We start from the raw sequence: 16700 nt of genomic DNA on the forward strand, positions 1-16700 counted from the left end.
GGCGATGAACACCCCTGAGCCCGAGCCCTCCGACGACCGGGACCTCAGCCCCGCCGAGGCGTACGCGGCCTTCCGGCAGCGGGCCAAGGAACAGGCCACCGCCCTGTACGGCTTCCAGCAGCTCTACGACTTCCCGCTGGACGACTTCCAGCTGGAGGCCTGCCGCACCCTGGAGGCGGGCGAGGGCGTCCTGGTCGCCGCTCCCACCGGCTCCGGCAAGACCATCGTCGGCGAGTTCGCCGTTCACCTCGCCCTCCAGGGCGGGCGCAAGTGCTTCTACACCACGCCGATCAAGGCCCTGTCGAACCAGAAGTTCGGCGACCTGGTCAAGCGCTACGGCGCCGCCAAGGTCGGCCTGCTCACCGGTGACAACACCGTCAACGGCGACGCCCCGGTCGTGGTGATGACCACCGAGGTGCTCCGCAACATGCTCTACGCGGGCTCCAGCACCCTCGACGGCCTCGGCTACGTGGTGATGGACGAGGTCCACTACCTCGCCGACCGCTTCCGCGGAGCCGTCTGGGAGGAGGTCATCATCCACCTCCCCGAGTCGGTGACCCTGGTCTCCCTCTCCGCCACCGTCTCCAACGCCGAGGAGTTCGGCGACTGGCTGGACACCGTGCGCGGCGGCACCAAGGTGATCGTCTCCGAGACCCGCCCCGTGCCGCTCTGGCAGCACGTGATGGCCGGGAACCGGATGTACGACCTGTTCGCCAACCCGGACCGCGACGGCCGCCCCAAGGACGCGCCGCGCAACCCGGCCAAGGCCGTCAACCCCGAGCTGGTCCGGCTCGCCCGTTCGGAGCTGGACCGCAACCCCCGCGACAAGTTCGGCCGGGGCCGCGGGCGGTCCATGCCCAACGGCCGCCCCGGCAAGATCTGGACCCCGGGCCGGGTCGACGTCATCGACCGGCTCGACGCCGAGGGCCTGCTGCCCGCCATCACCTTCATCTTCAGCCGGGCCGGCTGCGAGGCCGCCGTCCAGCAGTGCCTCTCCTCCGGCCTGCGGCTCAACAAGGAGGGCGACCGCGGCCGGGTCCGCGCCATCGTCGAGGAACGCTGCGCCGACATCCCGGACGAGGACCTGCACGTCCTCGGCTACTTCGAGTGGCTGGACGGGCTGGAGCGCGGCATCGCCGCCCACCACGCCGGGATGCTGCCCCGGTTCAAGGAGGTCGTCGAGGAGCTCTTCGTGAAGGGCCTGGTCAAGGCCGTCTTCGCGACCGAGACCCTGGCGCTCGGCATCAACATGCCCGCCCGCTCGGTGGTCATGGAGAAGCTGGTCAAGTGGAACGGCGAGACCCACGCCGACATCACCCCCGGCGAGTACACCCAGCTCACCGGCCGGGCCGGCCGTCGCGGCATCGACATCGAGGGCCACGCCGTGGTGCTCTGGCAGCGCGGCCTCGACCCGGAGGCGCTCGCCGGCCTGGCCGGCACCCGCACCTACCCGCTGAAGTCCTCGTTCCGGCCGTCCTACAACATGGCCGTCAACCTGGTCTCGCAGTTCGGCCGGCACCGCTCCCGCGAGCTGCTGGAGACGTCCTTCGCGCAGTTCCAGGCCGACCGCTCGGTGGTCGGCATCGCCCGCCAGGTCCAGCGCAACGAGGAGGGCCTGGACGGCTACCGCGAGTCCATGACCTGCCATCTCGGCGACTTCGACGAGTACATGGCGCTGCGCCGCCAGCTCAAGGACCGGGAGAACGAGCTCGCCCGCGAGGGCAGCAGCCAGCGCCGCGCGGCGGCCGTCGAGTCGATCGAGCAGCTCAAGCCGGGCGACGTCATCCACGTCCCCACCGGCAAGTTCGCCGGCCTGGCGCTCGTCCTCGACCCGGGCCTGCCGCCGGTCGTCCGCTCGCCGCGGGGCGGCCCCCGCCACCCCGACTTCCAGGACGGCCCGCGCCCGGTGGTCCTCACCGCCGAGCGGCAGGTCAAGCGGCTCGCCATGATCGACTTCCCGCACCCGGTCGTCGCCATGGACCGGGTGCGCATCCCCAAGTCCTTCAACCCCCGCAGCCCGCAGTCCCGCCGCGACCTCGCCTCCGCGCTGCGCACCAAGGCCGGCCACCTGGAGCCCGAGCGGTTCCGCAAGGGCCGCGCGGCCGCCGCCGACGACCCGGAGATCACCCGGCTCCGCACCGTCCTGCGCCAGCACCCGTGCCACGGCTGCGACCAGCGCGAGGACCACGCCCGCTGGTCCGAGCGCTACCACCGGCTGCACCGGGACACCGAGCTGCTGGAGCGCAAGATGCGCTCCCGCACCCACACCATCGCCCGCACCTTCGACCGGGTCTGCGGGCTGCTCACCGACCTCGGCTACCTCAGCGGGGACACCGTCACCGACGACGGCCGGCGGCTCGGCCGGCTCTACGGCGAACTCGACCTGCTCGCCTCCGAGTGCATCCGCGAGGGCGTCTGGAACGGCCTGGCCGCCGCCGAACTGGCCGCCTGCGCCTCGGCGCTGGTCTACGAGTCCCGCCAGTCCGACGACGCCACCGCCCCCCGGGTGCCCGAGGGCGGGGCCAAGGAGGCGCTCGGCCAGATGGTCCGGATCTGGGGCCACCTCGACGCCCTGGAGGAGCAGCACCGGATCAACACGGCCGAAGGCGTCGGCCAGCGCGAGCCGGACCTCGGCTTCGCCTGGGCCGCCTACCGCTGGGCACTCGGCCACTCGCTCGACCAGGTGCTGCGCGACGCCGACATGCCGGCCGGTGACTTCGTCCGCTGGACCAAGCAACTGATCGACGTGCTCGGCCAGATCCAGGACGCGGCGGGCGAGGACGTCGAGCTGCGCAAGACCGCCCGCAAGGCCGTCGACGGCCTGCGCCGGGGCATCATCGCCTACTCCTCGGTGAGCTGAGCCCGACTCCGCTGCCGTGATGCCGGCCTTCGAGACTCCTCTCGAAGGCCGGCATCGTCCTGTTCCGGGCCCGCACCACCGCGCGCACAGGAAGTCGGCCGGTCCGACTTCCCACTCCACAGCCGCAGGCTGCCGTCGTCCAAGGACGCTCGGGCTGGCGGGCAGTGCTCTCGGTGGCCCCCGCTCGACCCGAGCGAGGAGGCCAACCACGACGCCTTCGTCCCGTCACCGCGCGGGGACGGCCGCGTGCCTCGTCGGGGCGATCCGACGAGGCACGCGGTCAACGGCTATGGGATATGCGGTGGCGGCCACGGCTCCGCCGGTCGGGGGCCGGGTTGGTCTCGGGGCTGAAGTGGCCGGCCTGGCGGGCGATCCAGGCGTACTCGGTGCTGCCGTCGGGAAGGCGGCGCAGTTCCCAGCGGCCGTGGCGGGTGATGGGCGGCGGGGGCGGGGTGTCCTCGATGCGCAAGCTCGTGACCACGCCGACGACGACGGTCATGATGGCGAGCGCGAGGAGGACGGCCAAGGCGGTGCCGACGAGGAAGCTGCTCATTGGGAGCGGGCGTGCCTCTCGGTGTCGCGGAGGATATTGAGGAGGTTCAGGAGGGTCGAGACGGGCGCGTTGCCGAAGTCGACGAGGAGGCGGCCCTCGACGGTGGTGCCGTTGGTGGCGGCCGATCCCCACTGGATGCCGAACGGGCGGCCCGCTTCGTGGAGTTCGCGGAGGAGCGCGGCGACCTCGGACTCGGTGTAGGTGCGGAGGACGGGGTCGTGGGGCGTGAGCGGGGCGGGGTGGTGGTCGTCTCTCACGCGGCGGCGTCCAGTTCGTACCAGACGACCTTGCCGTTCTTGGTGGGGTCGGCGCCGAAGCGGTGGGTGAGGGCGCGGACGAGGTGGAGGCCCCGGCCGGACACCTCGTAGGGGCCGGAGGAGAAGGGGGACTCGGGGAGCGTGGGGCTGTCGTCGCAGACGCACACGCGGAGGGTGCGGGGGAGGAGGGTGACGATGACCAGCGGGGCCTGGCAGTCGGCGTGCCGCCAGGCGTTGAAGTAGAGCTCGTGGAGGGCGAGTTCGGCGTCGTGAATGGTGTCCGGGTGCCAGCCGGAGGAGGTGAGGGCGCGACGCAGTTCTTTACGGGCGGCGGACCAGTCGGGCGGGTTGAAGGCACGCATAGGAGACCTCCGAGGAGGGGTGGAGTGAGGAGAAGCGGCGGCGGACGCGCCACCATCAGGCGGGGTGGACCGAAGCCGGCCGCTTTGCTGGGCAGGAAGACAGCAGGCATCGGCCGCCCGGATGAACGGGCGGTACTGACGATCCGTCGGATCGCTGTGAGAAAGACCATAGCCGAAAAGGCCTCTATTTATAGGTTGATGGAGGGAAGTTCCCTCTACCGTGTACTCCGAGCCGGGATGGACCTGCCCACTGCCAGCGCGGCACACTGATCCAGCACCGGTAGAGAGGACGTCATGGCCCTTCGCTCCAACCCGACTCTCCGTCAACGACGGCTCGGTGCCGAGCTGAGACGGATGCGTGAGCAGGCGGGCCTCGGCGGTAGCCAGCTCGCCCGAATCCTGGGCATCAGTCCTGCCCAGGTGAACCAGATGGAGATGGCGAAGATCGGCGTCAGTCCGGAACGTCTCCGACTGGTCGCTTCGGCGTGCAACTGCGCCAATGAGTCGCTGATCGACGTCTTGGCGCACATGGCGACGGAACGCGGCAAGGGGTGGTGGGAGGAGTTCCGCGGAGTTCTGACGACAGACTTCCTGGAAGTCGCCGAGCTTGAGGCCCATGCCACGCGGCTGACGTTCTGTACGACTGCCTACATGCCGGGCCTGCTCCAGACGAGCGCCTATGCGTCGGCGGTCTTCGCTCGGTTGTTTCCCCCACTTTCCTCGCACGAGATCGACACCAGGACCGCGTTTCGAATCAGGCGCCAGGAGATCGTCCGCTCCGGTGCCACCCCGCTGCGAACGTTCATCCACGAAGCTGCGCTGCGCATGCAGTTCGGCGGACCCAAGGTGCTCGTGGAGCAACTCGGGGCACTCCTGGCCGATGCCGAGCGGCCTGGGATCTCTGTACGCGTCGTGCCGTTCACCGTCGACACCTTCCCGGGTGCCGGCGAGAACCTCACCTTCGCCGAAGGCTCGATCCCTGAACTGGACACCATCGAGATAGATGTCTCCCAGGGTGCGTTGTTCCTCGATTCGCCAGCCGATCTGGCCAACCATCGAGCGATCTTCTCGCGCCTCGACTCCACGGCCCTCGCCGAAGATGAGTCACGCGAGTTCATCCTGGCTGTCATGAAGGAAGTGAAGCCCACCAATGTCTGAGTCCACGTGGCAGAAGTCCAGCTTCAGCGCTTCGAGCAACGAGTGTGTGGAGGTCCGTACGAGCAGTGGGCTGGTCGAACTCCGTGAGTCCGACGACGGCGAGGTCATCATCCGCACCACTCCCGATGCCTTCGCCGATCTCCTGCGCGCGATCAAGGCCTGTGAACTCGACCACCACGCGTGACCTTTGCGGCGCCTCGCTGTCTCGGAGCCAGGCGTCGCCTGCCCTCCCAGCCTCCCGCTCCTCACCTTCGGGGTCCTCTGAACTCCCGGGCGAAAGTAAGGCGCGCGCAGGAAGTCGACCGGTCCGACTTCCTGCGCGAGGTGGTGCCGGTCCTCCTGCCGCTCGATGTTCGAGCCGCTCAGGACTGCGTCTTGCCGGTACTGCCCGGCGTGCGGACGCCACCGCCACGCCTCCGGCGAAACGGTTCAGCGTCGGCGTAAAGGCGGGCGGACAGGCTCCGGCCGCTATTGGCGGCGGTCGGCGTCCAGGGCAGGCCATCGTGCGCGTGGCCAGCCACCACGAGCGATCCGTGCTCGCCTCCTCAAGATCGGCCAGCCGTACGAGCGCGTGGCGGAGAAGGGCCGGCGGGAGCCGGCCTCGGCGTCTCACGGAGTGCTCAAGCATGTAGTGTCCGAGCCCCGCCGGCCAGATGAACTCGCCGTCGGTCAGTTCTGCGCTGCCGTTGGGGATCCCGCAGATGCGACACGACGAGACACCCATGAACCGGCGGGCAAGCTGCCCGCCCTCCAGACAGTCGAAGATCATCGAGCGTTCTGATTCGCTCCAGTCCGGATCGATCAGAGCTGACGGGTGCGGAAGGCCGGGCGACTCCGGCGAGTACCAGAACCCGAGTGCCTTGGGACGCATCGCCCAACAGAGCCTTTCGAGGCTTCGGCCCGGAGGCCACCGATCCGCCACCGACGTCATGGTGAGCAGGCAGACGGTGTCCGAGAGCCGACTCGCCCACCACCGGCAGGAGCTCGCACTCCGGCTGCGGGGAGAGTCGGGCGGGCCGACTTTCTAGGAGGGGGCTGTTCCGTCTTCGGCGGGTGCTGCGGCGGCGTCGAGGCGGCGGACGAGTTCGCGCAGGGCGCGGAGTTCGCGGTCCAGGGCGCGGGCGCCCTCGACGGTCAGGGCGACCCAGGTGCGCGGCCGGCGGCCGGCGTAGCCCTCGGTGACCGTGACCAGGCCGGAGTCCTCCAGGACCTTCAGGTGCCGGGACAGGTTGCCGTCGGTGAGGCCCAACTCCTGCTTGAGGAAGCCGAACTCCACGCTCTCGGCCTCGCGGGTGACGGTCAGGACGCCGAGCCGGACCCGCTGGTGGACGGTGTCGTCCAGGTCCAGGGTCGGGTGCGGCCGCTCGGCCGTGTCCTGGTCCGCGCCGCCGGTCGCGGCGGGCGCCTCCGCATCGTTCATGCCGTGGCGTGCCTGGCGGCCGGCACCGCCAGCAGTGCGAGCGTGCCGAAGAGCAGCAGTGGCACTCCCGAACCGCTCAGCCGGGTGCGGGTCCGGGCCCCGCAGCCCTTCCGCGTCGGCCAGCAACCGCGCCGCGTCGTTCGTCGTGACCGTGTCGACCGTGCTGATCGGTTCCATGCGCCACCCCTCGTTCGCATCCGCCGCGCCGACTGCGCGGGTGGGATCCCCCCGGTGAATGAACTTCGCATCGCAAAGTAGATGGCGGTCAAGAGTTCACGTTGATCCAAAGCTCAAGGGTGCCCGAGAAGGAGAAGGGGCCCGCCGCGAGGTGCGGCGGGCCCCTTCCGGGTGGGTCAGCGGGTGGCGGCCAGGGCCTCCAGCAGGCGGTCCAGGGAGGTGCCGAGGCCCCAGCGGGCCGCGAGGTCCTCCAGGGTCATCGGGTCGAGCGGCTCCGAGGGGAGGGCGGGGTCGAACGCCGGGAGCGGGGCGTCGGTGGCGACCCGCACCACGGTCGGGGCGACGTCCAGGTAGGCGGAGCCCTCGACCAGGTTGCGCCGCCGGGCCGGGGTGAGCCGCGAGCCCACGTCCAGCGCGGCGGCGCGGATGCCGGCCAGGTCGCCGTACTCGTGGATCAGCTGGGCGGCGGTCTTCTCGCCGATGCCCTTGACGCCCGGCAGGCCGTCGCTGGCGTCGCCGCGCAGTGCGGCCATGTCCGCGTACCGGTCGCCGCGCACGCCGTACTTCTCCTGCAGCAGGGCGTCGTCGGTGACCTGGAGGTTGCCCATGCCCTTGACCGGGTAGAGCACCGTGATCGCGCGGGCGTCGTCCACCAGCTGGAACAGGTCCCGGTCGCCGGTGACGATCTGGACCGGGCCGGTGGCGCCGGCGGTGAGGGTGCCGATCACGTCGTCGGCCTCGTAGCCGGGGGAGCCGACCCGGGCGATGCCGAGCGCGTCCAGGACCTGCTCGATCACCGGGACCTGCGGGGAGAGGTTGTCCGGCACCTCCTCCTCGCCGTTCTCGGCCGCCTCGGCGAGCCGGTGCGTCTTGTAGGAGGGGATCAGGTCCACCCGCCACTGCGGGCGCCAGTCGGCGTCCATGCAGGCGACCAGCTGGTCGGGCCGGTGGTCGTGGACCAGCCGGGCGATGAAGTCCAGCAGGCCCCGGACGGCGTTGACCGGCTCACCCTGCGGCGAGCGCAGGGTGTCCGGTACGCCGAAGAAGGCCCGGAAGTAGAGGCTGGCGGAGTCGAGCAGCATCAGGCGGGGTGCGGTCACGCCTCCGATCATGCCGTACCGGGCGGACAGCCGGCCGGTACCGGTGCGCGCCGGTCGGTGCGCACCGGCGGGAGCCGGCGGCGGGGCTGGTTCGGGGGCGGGTCCGGGCGGGCGGGGTGCCGGACCGGCTCAGTGCTTGTGCGGACCGGCGCGGTGGACGGGGCCGTGCGCGTCCGCGCAGTGCTCGGGGACCGGACCGCCGGGGGTGGTGATCTGGAGCAGTGCGCCCGCCTCGTCCTCGCCGACGTGGTCGACCTGGAGGGTGCTGTGCGAGATCCCGTACTCCTTGGAGAGCTTGCGCTGCAGCTCGCGGCGGACGGCGTGGCAGTCGCCGCCGGGGGTGACGAGGATGTGCGCGGACAGGGCCGGCTGGTTGGAGGTGATCTCCCAGATGTGCAGGTCGTGGATCTCCTCGACCAGCGGCTGGGTGACCAGCCGGTCCGCCACCGCGTCCGGGTCGATGCCGGCCGGGGCGGCTTCGAGGAAGATCCGCCCGGAGTCGCGGACCAGGCCGATGCCGGCCTTGAGCATCAGCGCCACCACGATCAGCGAGGCGATCGAGTCGGCGCGGACGAAGCCGGTGGTCACCACGATCAGGCCGGCGACGGCGGTCGCGATGAACGCGTAGAGGTCGGTGAGCACGTGCTGGAAGGCGCCCTCGACGTTGAGCGAGCTGCGGTTGGCCTTGGACATGCACCAGGTGGCGGCGATGTTCACGACGATTCCGACCAGCGCGGTGACCAGCACCAGCGAGCCGGCCACCTCCGGGGGCTCGAACAGCCGGGTGATCGCCTCGTAGCCGAGCCAGGCGGAGAGGATCAGCAGCGTCACGCCGTTGGCCTGGGCGGAGAGGATCTCCGCGCGCTTGAGCCCGTAGGTGTAGCCGCCCCGGGCCGGGCGGGCGGAGAGCCGCATGGCGATCAGGGCGAGCACGATCGAGGCGGCGTCGGTGAGCATGTGCGCGGCGTCCGAGATCAGCGCCAGCGAGTGGGCGGCGAAGCCGACCACCACCTCCCCGGCCATGAACACCACGATCAGTACGAGTGCGCTGACCAGCCAACGGCGGTCCGCGTCCGCGGCCACGCCGTGCGAGTGGCCGCCGTGGCCGCCGTGGGTGTGGCCGCCGTGCGCCTGCTTGTGGTCATGAGCATGATCATCATAGTGCTCGTGCCCGGCCATCGAAGTCCTCTCCTGGACGTGCGGGGGTGGGGGGAAGGGGGCGCGACTGCCCTGCATCCGAAGTGAACCTCAGATCGAACGAAGATCCAAAGGCTGCATTGGAGACCGTTGTCATTGCCGTGCCGTAACCCCCGTCCGGTATCGTCGCGCCGCCGTCTAACGGGGGAGTCGCACATGGGCGTGACCGGCCGGGTGAGCCTGGGTGAGATAGCCCGGGAGTGGGGACGGATCGGGGTGCTCGGCTTCGGCGGACCGCCCGCACACATTCTGCTGCTGCGGCGGCTCTGCGTGGAGCGGCGCGGATGGCTGACGCCGACCGAGTTCGAGGACGGCATCGCGGCGACCAACCTGCTGCCCGGACCGGCCTCCACCCAGTTGGCCGTACTCACCGCCGGCCGGCTGCGCGGCACCCCCGGCGCGCTGGTCGGCGGGGTCTGCTTCATCGCGCCGGGACTCGTGCTGATCCTGGTGCTCGCGGCGCTCCTCCTGGCCGGCGACCCGCCGCTCGCGGTGCTCGGCGCGGCGGCCGGTGCCGGCGCGGCCGTTCCGGCGGTCGCCGTGCAGGCCGCGACCTCGCTGGTCCCGGGCAGCTTCGCCCGGGCCGGGCGGGAGTGGGCCGCCCGCACCCGCTGGGCCGGGTACGCGGCGGCGGGCGCGGCGGCCGCGATCGTCACCGGGCCCTGGCTGGTGCTGGTCCTGATCGCGGCGGGGCTGGCCGAGGCGGCGCTGCGCGGACGGCCGGACCGGCCGTCCGGCGACCGGCCGTCCGGCGACCGGCCGTCCGGCCCGGCCGCCGCGCTGCCGCTGGCCGTCGGGCTGCCCGCGCTCGGCGGACTGGGCGCCGTGGCCTGGGTGGCGTTCAAGGTGGGGGCGCTCTCCTACGGGGGCGGCTTCGTGATCATCCCGCTGATGCGGGACGACGCGGTCAACCGCTACCACTGGATGACGGACGGACAGTTCCTCAACGCCGTCGCCCTCGGCCAGGTCACCCCCGGCCCGGTGGTGCAGACCGTCGCGGTGGTCGGCTACGCGGCCGCCGGGCTCGTCGGTGGGCTGCTGGCGGCGGCGGTCGCCTTCGCGCCGTCGTTCCTCTTCGTGATCGTCGGCGGACGCCACTTCGACCGGCTCCGCGCCGACCGGCGGGTGCAGGACTTCCTCACCGGCGCGGGGCCGGCCGTGATCGGCGCCATCGCCGGATCGGCCGTGCCGCTCGCCGCCGCGCTGGGTCACGTCTGGCAGTGGGGGGTCCTGGCCGGGGCGCTGCTCTGGCTGGTCGCGGCCCGGCGCGGCGTGGTGCTCACCCTGCTGGCCGCCGGAGCGGCCGGGGTGCTGGCGGCGGTCGCCGATCTGCCAGTGGCGTGAACCCTCCCGAGGGGGCTCACCCGACCGGGTGACGCCGGTTTGCGCGCCCCCGTGCGCCTGCGCAACGATCGGCGCCCGTGAAGATCACTACGGCGGAGGCCGTCCACTGGCTCGTCGAACTGGAGCCCATCGCCGCCGATCTGATGAACCGTCACCTCGCAACGGCGCGCGAGTGGTTCCCGCACCAGTACGTGCCGTGGAGCCTCGGGCGGGACTTCGACGGGCCGCTCGACGGTGAACCCTGGCGGGCCGAGCACTCCACGCTCGCCCCGGCCGTCCGCTCCGCCCTGGTGGTCAACCTGCTGACCGAGGACAACCTCCCCGGCTACCACTGGACCATCGCCGCGCAGACCTCCCGCGACGGAGCCTGGGGGGCCTGGCTGCACCACTGGACCGCCGAGGAGGACCGGCACGCCGCCGCCATCCGCGCCTACCTGCACGCCTCCCGCGCCGTCGACCCGATCGCGCTGGAGCGGGCCCGGATGGCCCAGGTCGCCACCGGCACCCTCCCCGAACCGGACGGCGTGCTCGGCCTGGTCGCCTACGCGGCGGTGCAGGAGCTCGCCACCCGGGTCAGCCACCGCAACACCGGCCGGCTCAGCGGCGACCCGGTCTGCGACCGGCTGCTCACCCGGGTCGCCCAGGACGAGAACCTGCACATGGTCTTCTACCGCGAGCTGCTGCGGGCCGCCCTGGCGTCGGACCCGGATCAGGTCATGGTCACCCTCGACGCGACCGTCCGCGGCTTCGCGATGCCCGGCCAGGGCATGCCCGGCTTCGCCCGGCTGGCCGGCGAGATCGCCGTCGCGGGCGTGTACGACCTGCGGGTCCACCACGACGAGGTGCTCGTCCCGCTGCTCCGCTCGCTCAAGGTCCTCGAACTGACGGGACTCGGCCCCGCCGGCGAGCAGGCGCGCGAACGGCTCGCCGGGTACCTGGAGCACCTCGACGCCAGGGCCTCCCGGTTCGTCGAGCGCCGGGACCGGGCGCTCGACGTCCGGGCCCGGCGCGAGCAGGCCGCCACGGCCTGAAGCGCCCCGCGGCGCCGCCGTTCCGCACCGCCGTCCCGCGGCGTCCGCCCCGAAGCGCCGCCGACCCGCGTCGCCCTTCCCGGTGCCGCCGACCCGCGTCGCCTCGCGCGGGCCGTCCGGTACCGCCCGCCCGTTCCCCGAACAGGAGAGGTATGACCACCACCACTGTCGGCACCACCACTGTCGGCACCACCACCGTCGGCACCAGCGCCGCCGACATCGAGTTCCACTACGACCTCGGCAACGACTTCTACGCCCTCTGGCTCGACGAGACGCTCAGCTACTCCGCCGCCGTCTGGGACGGCATCGCCCCCGGCGAGCCCGACACCACCGCCCTGCCCCGCGCCCAGCGGGCCAAGCTCGACCTGCACCTCGACCTGGCCGGCGCCGCCTCCGACGCCGGGTTCCGCCTGCTCGACGTCGGCTGCGGCTGGGGCGGCCTGCTCACCCACGCCGTCCTCACCGGCCGGGCCGGCGAGGCCACCGGGCTCACCCTCTCCCGCGCCCAGCACGCCCACGTACGGGGGCTCGCGCTCCCCGGCGTCGACGTCCGGTTGGAGAGCTGGGACGGCCACCGCCCCGAGCGGCCCTACGACGGGATCGTCTCGATCGGTGCTTTCGAGCACTTCGCCACCGCCGACATGGACGCCGCCGGACGGCTCGCCGCCTACCGCGGCTACTTCGAACGCTGCCACGGCTGGCTGCGCCCCGGCGCCCGGATGTCGTTGCAGACCATCGCCTACGACGGCGTGGCCGGCGGCGACGGTCCGGTCGGCTCGTTCGTCGCGGCCGAGGTCTTCCCCGGTGCGGCGCTGCCCCGGCTCGGCGAGATCGTCACCGCCGGCGACCCGTACTTCGCGGTGACCGCCGTCCGCGCCTCCGCCGAGGACTACGCCCGCACCCTGGGCGCCTGGTCCGCCCGGCTGCTGCGGGCCCGCGCCGAGGCCGAGGCACTGGTCGGCCCGGACGGTTTCCGCCGCTACCGCCGCTACCTGCGGGCCTGCGAGGTCACCTTCCTGCGCGGCGCCGCCACGCTCTACCGGATCGGCTTCCGGCGGCGCGACGAACCGCTCCGGCTGCCGGTCTGAGGCCCGGGTGGACCCCTCGAACGGCCCGGTGGCCCGGCCGCGGGCGTGGGCGGCGGTGGCCGTCGTCTGCGCCGCCCTCTTCCTCCTCGGACTCGACTTCACCGTCCTCAACGTGGCGATCCCGAGCCTGCGGGACGATCTCCGGCCGACTCTGGCCGAGACCCAGTGGATCGTCGACGGTTACGCGCTCGCGCTGGGCGGCTGCGTGCTCGCCGCCGGCGCGCTCGGCGACCGGTACGGCCGGCGGCGGGCCTTCGCGACCGGACTCGCCGTCTGCGCGCTGGCATCGGCGGCCGGTGCGCTCGTCGACGGCCCGGCCGGACTCGTCGCCGCACGCTGCGCGATGGGCGTCGGCGCGGCACTGTTCATGCCCTCGACGCTCTCCACCGTGGTGCACGTCCTGCCCGCGGCGGCCGACCGGCGGCGGGCGATCGGGATCTGGGCGGCGGTGGCCGGCGTCGGCGCGCTGTTCGGTCCGGTGGTCGGCGGCCGGCTGGTCGAACAGCACGGCTGGCAGGCCGCGTTCTGGCTCAACGTCCCCGTGGTGGCGGCGATCCTGGTGGTCACCCCGGTGATCCCCGAGTCGCGCGATCCGGAGGCCCGGCCGCTGGACCGGCTCGGTGCACTGCTCTCCTGCGCCGCTCTGCTCACCCTCGTGTGGGGGATCATCGAGGCGCCCGGACGCGGCTGGACCAGCCCGGAGGTGCTTGCCGCCCTCGCCGCCGCCGCGCTGCTGCTCGGCCTCTTCGTGCTGCGCCAACTCCGCTGCGCCGCACCGATGGTGCCGGTCCGGCTGCTGCGCGACGGGCCGGTCTGGCCGGCCACGGTCTGCCTGGCGCTGATGTCCTTCGCGATGTTCGGCGCGATGTTCCTGCTGACCCTCTACCTCCAGCAGGTCCGGGGCCTCTCGGCCTGGCAGGCCGGGCTGCGGATGGTCCCGCTCTCGCTGGGGCTGGCCGCCGGGGCGGTCCTCGGCCCGGTGGTCGCCCGGTACGCCGGCGCGCGCGTCCCGGTCGCGGCCGGGCAACTGCTGATCGCCGCCGGATTCGTTCAACTCGGCCGTCTCGGCGTGGAGTCCGGGGACGCACCGGTGTTCGTCTTCGAGGCGGTCTCCGGCTTCGGCGCCGGGCTGATGGCGCCGGTCGCCACCGAGCTGGTGATGAGCGCGGTGCCGGCCGCCATGGCCGGGGTCGGATCGGCCCTCAATGACGCCACCCGGCAGGTCGGTTCGACCCTCGGCGTGGCGGTGCTCGGCTCCGTGCTGGCCACCGCCGCGGCCGATGCGGCGACCGGCGACCGTATCGCGTTCACCACCGGGCTCACCGCGTCGGCGCAGGTCGGCGGGGCCGTCGCCGCGGCGGGCGTCCTGCTCGCCTGGTTCCGGCTGCCCGCCCGCCTCCCCGTCCCGCAGCCTGCCGCGCGGCCCGTCCCTCAGGCCGTCCCACAGGCCGTCCCTCAGGCCGTCCTGCCGCCCGTCCTCGCCCCCGAACCGGACCGAACGGCCCGGCCGTTCGCACCGTCCGCCATTGAAAGGAACGTCCCATGAACGACAGCTTCACCGTCCTGCGTGCCTGCCTGGTCGAGGAGTTCGAGGTGCCGGCCGCCCTTGTCACGCCCGAGGCCACGCTGGCCTCGCTGTCGCTCGACAGTCTCGCGCTGGTCGAACTCTCCCTGCTGGTCGAGGAGCGGATCGGCGTCACCGTCCGCGACATCCGGCCGGACTCCACGCTCGGCGAACTGCTCGCCCACGCCGGTGCCGCCCCGGCCGAGGTCGATGGCCCGGGCGCCGTTCCGGTCGCCGGCCGGGGTGCCGCTGCGGGTGCCGCGCCGGGCGCCCTTCCGGCTCCCGGTGCCGCCCCGCTCGTCGGTGTCGATCTGACCGCGGGCGCCGTCAGTTGAGCGCCCACACGGTGGCCGACCGGGCGGTGGCGGTGACCGGGCTCGGCCTGGTCACCCCCGCCGGCTTCGGCGTGGCGGCCGGCTGGGACCACCTGCTCGGCGGAGCGCCGACCGCCCGGCGCGACCCGCTCCTCGCCGGGCTGAACGTCGACTTCTCCTGCCGGGCCGACGGCTTCGACCCGGTCGCCCTGCTCGGCGGCCGGCTGGTCCGGCGGCTCGACCGGTTCGCCCAACTCGCCGTCCTGGCCGCCCGGGAGGCCGTCGCCGACGCCGACCTCGACCCGGCCGACTGGAACCCGGACCGGGTCGGGGTGGTGCTGGGGGTGAGCGCCAGCAGCACGGACACCCACGCGGTCGAGTACGGGCGGCTCGCGGACGGCCGGCCCGGCCTGGTCTCTCCGCTGATGGCACCGCGCTCCATCCCCAACATGGCCGCCGGCGAGGTCGGCCTCGACCTCGGGGCCCGGGGGCCCAACCTGGTCACCAGCACGGCCTGTGCCTCCGGCACCACCGCCCTCGGCGTCGCCTGCGACCTGCTCCGGGCCGGCTCCTGCGACGTGGTGCTGGCCGGCGGCACGGAGAGCGGCCGGGCGCCCATGGTGGCGACCTCCTTCGACCGGCTCGGCGCGCTCTCCCGCCGCCGGCACGACCCGGCCGGGGCCTCCCGGCCCTTCGACGCCGACCGGGACGGCTTCGTGCTCGGCGAGGGCGCGGGCCTCCTCGTCCTGGAACGCGCCGCGGACGCCCGGGCCCGTGGCGTCCGCCCGCGCGCCTACCTGGCCGGCCACGGTTCGACCGCCGACGCCCACCACTTCACCGCGCCCCGCCCGGACGGCGCGGGCCTGGCCCGCGCCGTCCGGATCGCACTCGCCGACGCCGGGCTGGCGCCGCACGAGATCGGCCACGTCAACACGCACGGCACCGGCACCACGCTCAACGACCTGGCCGAGGCCGCCGCCCTGCGGCAGGTCTTCCGCCGGCCGCCCCCGGTCACGGCGGTCAAGAGTGTGATCGGCCACTGCCTGGGCGCGGCGGGCGCGATCGAGGCGGCCGTCACCGTCCTCACCCTCCAGTACGGGCTGATCCCGCCCACCGCCAACCTTGACCGGCTGGACGAGGCGATCGACCTCGACGTGGTCACCAAGATGCCGAGGCGCGTCCAGCTCCAGGCCGCCGTCTCGGTGTCCAGCGGCTTCGGCGGCCAGAACGCGGCCGTCGTCCTGACCTCCGCCTGACACGCCCCCGTCCGCCTGCCCCGGGAGTCCCGCCATGCCCGCCCCGACCACCCACTCCGCCCCGACCACCCACTCCGCCCCGACCACCCACTCCGCCCCGACCACCCACTCCGCCCCGACCACCCACTCCGCCCCGACCACCCACTCCGCCCCGGAAACCCCGTCCGCCCCGGAAACCCCGTCCGCCCCCGCGGCCCGCCGCCCCCTGCTCCGCGCCCGGCTCGCCGCCTCCCGGCTCTACGGCCGGCTGCTGATGCGCTGCCCGCCCGCCGACTGGTCGGCCCCGCACGCCGACGGCCGCTACGGCCCGGCCGAACCCGCGGACGAGCGGCCGGTCACCCTGCTGATGCTCGGCGACTCCCTCGCCCGGAGCTTCGGCGCCGACCGCCCCGAGGAGACGCTCGGGGCCCGGCTCGCCCAGGCGCTCGGCGACCGGCTGGACCGGCCCGTCGACCTGCGCGTCCTCGCCCGGGTCGGTGCCACCACGACCGGCCTGCGCCGGCAGACCGCCCGGGCGGCGCGCCTGCGGCCCGGGCTCGCGGTGGTGATCGTCGGCGGCAACGACGCCCTCCTCCCGCTGCCGATCGGCCGGTCCGCCCGTCTGTTCGCCCTGCTGCTCGGGCGGCTCCGCGAGACCGGCTGGCAGCCGGTCGTGGTGCCGTGCCCCGACCCCGGCCACGCGCCCGGCTTCCGTGCCCCCGCCCGACTGGTCGGCGGTCACCGTTCCCGGCGCCTCGCCCGCCGGCAGGCCCGCGCCGCCGAGCGCGCCGGGACGCCGCTGGCCCCGTCCTCCGGGCCCGAGTTCCAGGACCGGGCCGAGCTGCTCCTCGCCCCCGACGGCGTCCACCCGAGCTCCCGGGGCTACGCCGAGCACGCCGCCCGCATGCTCCCCGCGCTTCTCGACGCCGCCTCCCGACTGCCCGCCGATTCGGCACCCGCCGAGTCGGTACCCGCCGTGGCCGCGGGTACCCCGGCGGCGCCCACCGCCTGAGCGCCCACCGAACACGGCCCGCCCGCCC

Annotated in this window: 16 protein-coding genes; 10 read left to right on the top strand and 6 right to left on the bottom strand. The window is 73.5% G+C overall.

What is annotated here, in order from left to right:
• Positions 1-4 precede the first annotated feature (4 nt).
• Entirely contained in the window at positions 5-2860 is a 2856-nt protein-coding gene (locus PUR56_RS18695; RefSeq protein ID WP_329949857.1) for a DEAD/DEAH box helicase, read from the top strand.
• A gap of 280 nt (positions 2861-3140) precedes the next feature.
• Here PUR56_RS18695 and PUR56_RS18700 read toward each other — a convergent pair whose 3' ends face one another.
• The 3 genes from PUR56_RS18700 to PUR56_RS18710 are packed head-to-tail and all read right to left on the bottom strand — an operon-like array spanning position 3141 to position 4032.
• Entirely contained in the window at positions 3141-3413 is a 273-nt protein-coding gene (locus tag PUR56_RS18700) for a hypothetical protein (RefSeq protein ID WP_329949777.1), read from the bottom strand.
• Positions 3410-3670, bottom strand: a complete 261-nt coding sequence (locus PUR56_RS18705; protein WP_329949778.1) for a hypothetical protein — start codon at positions 3668-3670, stop codon at positions 3410-3412. Before PUR56_RS18705 ends, PUR56_RS18700 begins: the two co-directional genes overlap by 4 nt.
• The gene (locus PUR56_RS18710; RefSeq protein ID WP_329882366.1) at positions 3667-4032 is read right to left on the bottom strand and encodes an ATP-binding protein; all 366 of its coding nucleotides are present in this window, start codon (positions 4030-4032) and stop codon (positions 3667-3669) included. Before PUR56_RS18710 ends, PUR56_RS18705 begins: the two co-directional genes overlap by 4 nt.
• A gap of 294 nt (positions 4033-4326) precedes the next feature.
• Between PUR56_RS18710 and PUR56_RS18715 the strand changes: the two genes are divergently transcribed.
• Together PUR56_RS18715 and PUR56_RS18720 are read left to right on the top strand one after the other, a co-directional pair.
• Positions 4327-5190 carry a helix-turn-helix domain-containing protein gene (locus tag PUR56_RS18715; protein WP_329882364.1) on the top strand — a complete coding sequence of 288 codons (864 nt, stop codon included), beginning with the start codon at positions 4327-4329 and terminating at the stop codon, positions 5188-5190.
• The gene (locus tag PUR56_RS18720) at positions 5183-5374 is read left to right on the top strand and encodes a DUF397 domain-containing protein (protein WP_329949779.1); all 192 of its coding nucleotides are present in this window, start codon (positions 5183-5185) and stop codon (positions 5372-5374) included. The genes PUR56_RS18715 and PUR56_RS18720 overlap by 8 nt, the downstream gene beginning before the upstream one ends.
• 840 nt (positions 5375-6214) lie before the next feature.
• Here PUR56_RS18720 and PUR56_RS18725 read toward each other — a convergent pair.
• The 3 genes from PUR56_RS18725 to PUR56_RS18735 all read right to left on the bottom strand — a co-directional run bounded on the left by PUR56_RS18725 (position 6215) and on the right by PUR56_RS18735 (position 9066).
• Positions 6215-6787, bottom strand: a complete 573-nt coding sequence (locus PUR56_RS18725; protein ID WP_329949780.1) for a transcriptional regulator — start codon at positions 6785-6787, stop codon at positions 6215-6217.
• Between the two features lie 176 nt (positions 6788-6963).
• Complete coding sequence (locus tag PUR56_RS18730) at positions 6964-7899, bottom strand: 5'-3' exonuclease (RefSeq protein ID WP_329949781.1); 936 nt, start codon at positions 7897-7899, stop codon at positions 6964-6966.
• A 117-nt stretch (positions 7900-8016) separates the two neighbouring features.
• Positions 8017-9066, bottom strand: a complete 1050-nt coding sequence (locus PUR56_RS18735) for a cation diffusion facilitator family transporter (RefSeq protein WP_329949782.1) — start codon at positions 9064-9066, stop codon at positions 8017-8019.
• Positions 9067-9240: 174 nt separating this feature from the next.
• Here PUR56_RS18735 and chrA point away from each other — a divergent pair, with 174 nt between their 5' ends.
• From chrA to PUR56_RS18770, 7 genes are all read left to right on the top strand, one after another.
• Positions 9241-10428 (top strand): chromate efflux transporter, encoded by a 1188-nt coding sequence (gene chrA / locus PUR56_RS18740; RefSeq protein WP_329949783.1) that lies wholly within the window; start codon positions 9241-9243, stop codon positions 10426-10428.
• 77 nt (positions 10429-10505) lie between these two features.
• Entirely contained in the window at positions 10506-11459 is a 954-nt protein-coding gene (locus PUR56_RS18745; RefSeq protein ID WP_329949784.1) for an acyl-ACP desaturase, read from the top strand.
• Between the two features lie 152 nt (positions 11460-11611).
• Positions 11612-12547, top strand: a complete 936-nt coding sequence (locus PUR56_RS18750) for a cyclopropane-fatty-acyl-phospholipid synthase family protein (RefSeq protein ID WP_329949785.1) — start codon at positions 11612-11614, stop codon at positions 12545-12547.
• A gap of 7 nt (positions 12548-12554) precedes the next feature.
• On the top strand, positions 12555-14093 hold the full coding sequence (locus tag PUR56_RS18755) for an MFS transporter (protein WP_329949786.1): 1539 nt from the start codon (positions 12555-12557) through the stop codon (positions 14091-14093).
• Positions 14090-14446, top strand: coding sequence for an acyl carrier protein (locus PUR56_RS18760; RefSeq protein ID WP_329949787.1), 357 nt, complete (start codon positions 14090-14092; stop codon positions 14444-14446). The genes PUR56_RS18755 and PUR56_RS18760 overlap by 4 nt, the downstream gene beginning before the upstream one ends.
• Positions 14443-15681 carry a beta-ketoacyl-[acyl-carrier-protein] synthase family protein gene (locus PUR56_RS18765; RefSeq protein WP_329949788.1) on the top strand — a complete coding sequence of 413 codons (1239 nt, stop codon included), beginning with the start codon at positions 14443-14445 and terminating at the stop codon, positions 15679-15681. The genes PUR56_RS18760 and PUR56_RS18765 overlap by 4 nt, the downstream gene beginning before the upstream one ends.
• Positions 15682-15715: 34 nt before the next feature.
• A complete protein-coding gene (locus tag PUR56_RS18770) occupies positions 15716-16672 on the top strand; it encodes a GDSL-type esterase/lipase family protein (RefSeq protein WP_329949789.1) in 957 nt (318 codons plus the stop codon).
• The last annotated feature ends 28 nt before the right edge of the window (positions 16673-16700 follow it).

The sequence above is a fragment of the Streptomyces sp. BE303 genome (assembly GCF_036290945.1).
Classification (GTDB): domain Bacteria; phylum Actinomycetota; class Actinomycetes; order Streptomycetales; family Streptomycetaceae; genus Kitasatospora.

Coding starts and splice junctions, on each gene's coding strand:
- PUR56_RS18695 (WP_329949857.1), top strand. CDS start 5: ATGAACACCCCTGAGCCCGAGCCCTCCGACGACCGGGACCTCAGCCCC.
- PUR56_RS18700 (WP_329949777.1), bottom strand. CDS start 3,413: ATGAGCAGCTTCCTCGTCGGCACCGCCTTGGCCGTCCTCCTCGCGCTC.
- PUR56_RS18710 (WP_329882366.1), bottom strand. CDS start 4,032: ATGCGTGCCTTCAACCCGCCCGACTGGTCCGCCGCCCGTAAAGAACTG.
- PUR56_RS18715 (WP_329882364.1), top strand. CDS start 4,327: ATGGCCCTTCGCTCCAACCCGACTCTCCGTCAACGACGGCTCGGTGCC.
- PUR56_RS18720 (WP_329949779.1), top strand. CDS start 5,183: ATGTCTGAGTCCACGTGGCAGAAGTCCAGCTTCAGCGCTTCGAGCAAC.
- PUR56_RS18725 (WP_329949780.1), bottom strand. CDS start 6,787: ATGGAACCGATCAGCACGGTCGACACGGTCACGACGAACGACGCGGCG.
- PUR56_RS18730 (WP_329949781.1), bottom strand. CDS start 7,899: ATGATCGGAGGCGTGACCGCACCCCGCCTGATGCTGCTCGACTCCGCC.
- PUR56_RS18735 (WP_329949782.1), bottom strand. CDS start 9,066: ATGGCCGGGCACGAGCACTATGATGATCATGCTCATGACCACAAGCAG.
- chrA (WP_329949783.1), top strand. CDS start 9,241: ATGGGCGTGACCGGCCGGGTGAGCCTGGGTGAGATAGCCCGGGAGTGG.
- PUR56_RS18750 (WP_329949785.1), top strand. CDS start 11,612: ATGACCACCACCACTGTCGGCACCACCACTGTCGGCACCACCACCGTC.
- PUR56_RS18760 (WP_329949787.1), top strand. CDS start 14,090: ATGAACGACAGCTTCACCGTCCTGCGTGCCTGCCTGGTCGAGGAGTTC.
- PUR56_RS18770 (WP_329949789.1), top strand. CDS start 15,716: ATGCCCGCCCCGACCACCCACTCCGCCCCGACCACCCACTCCGCCCCG.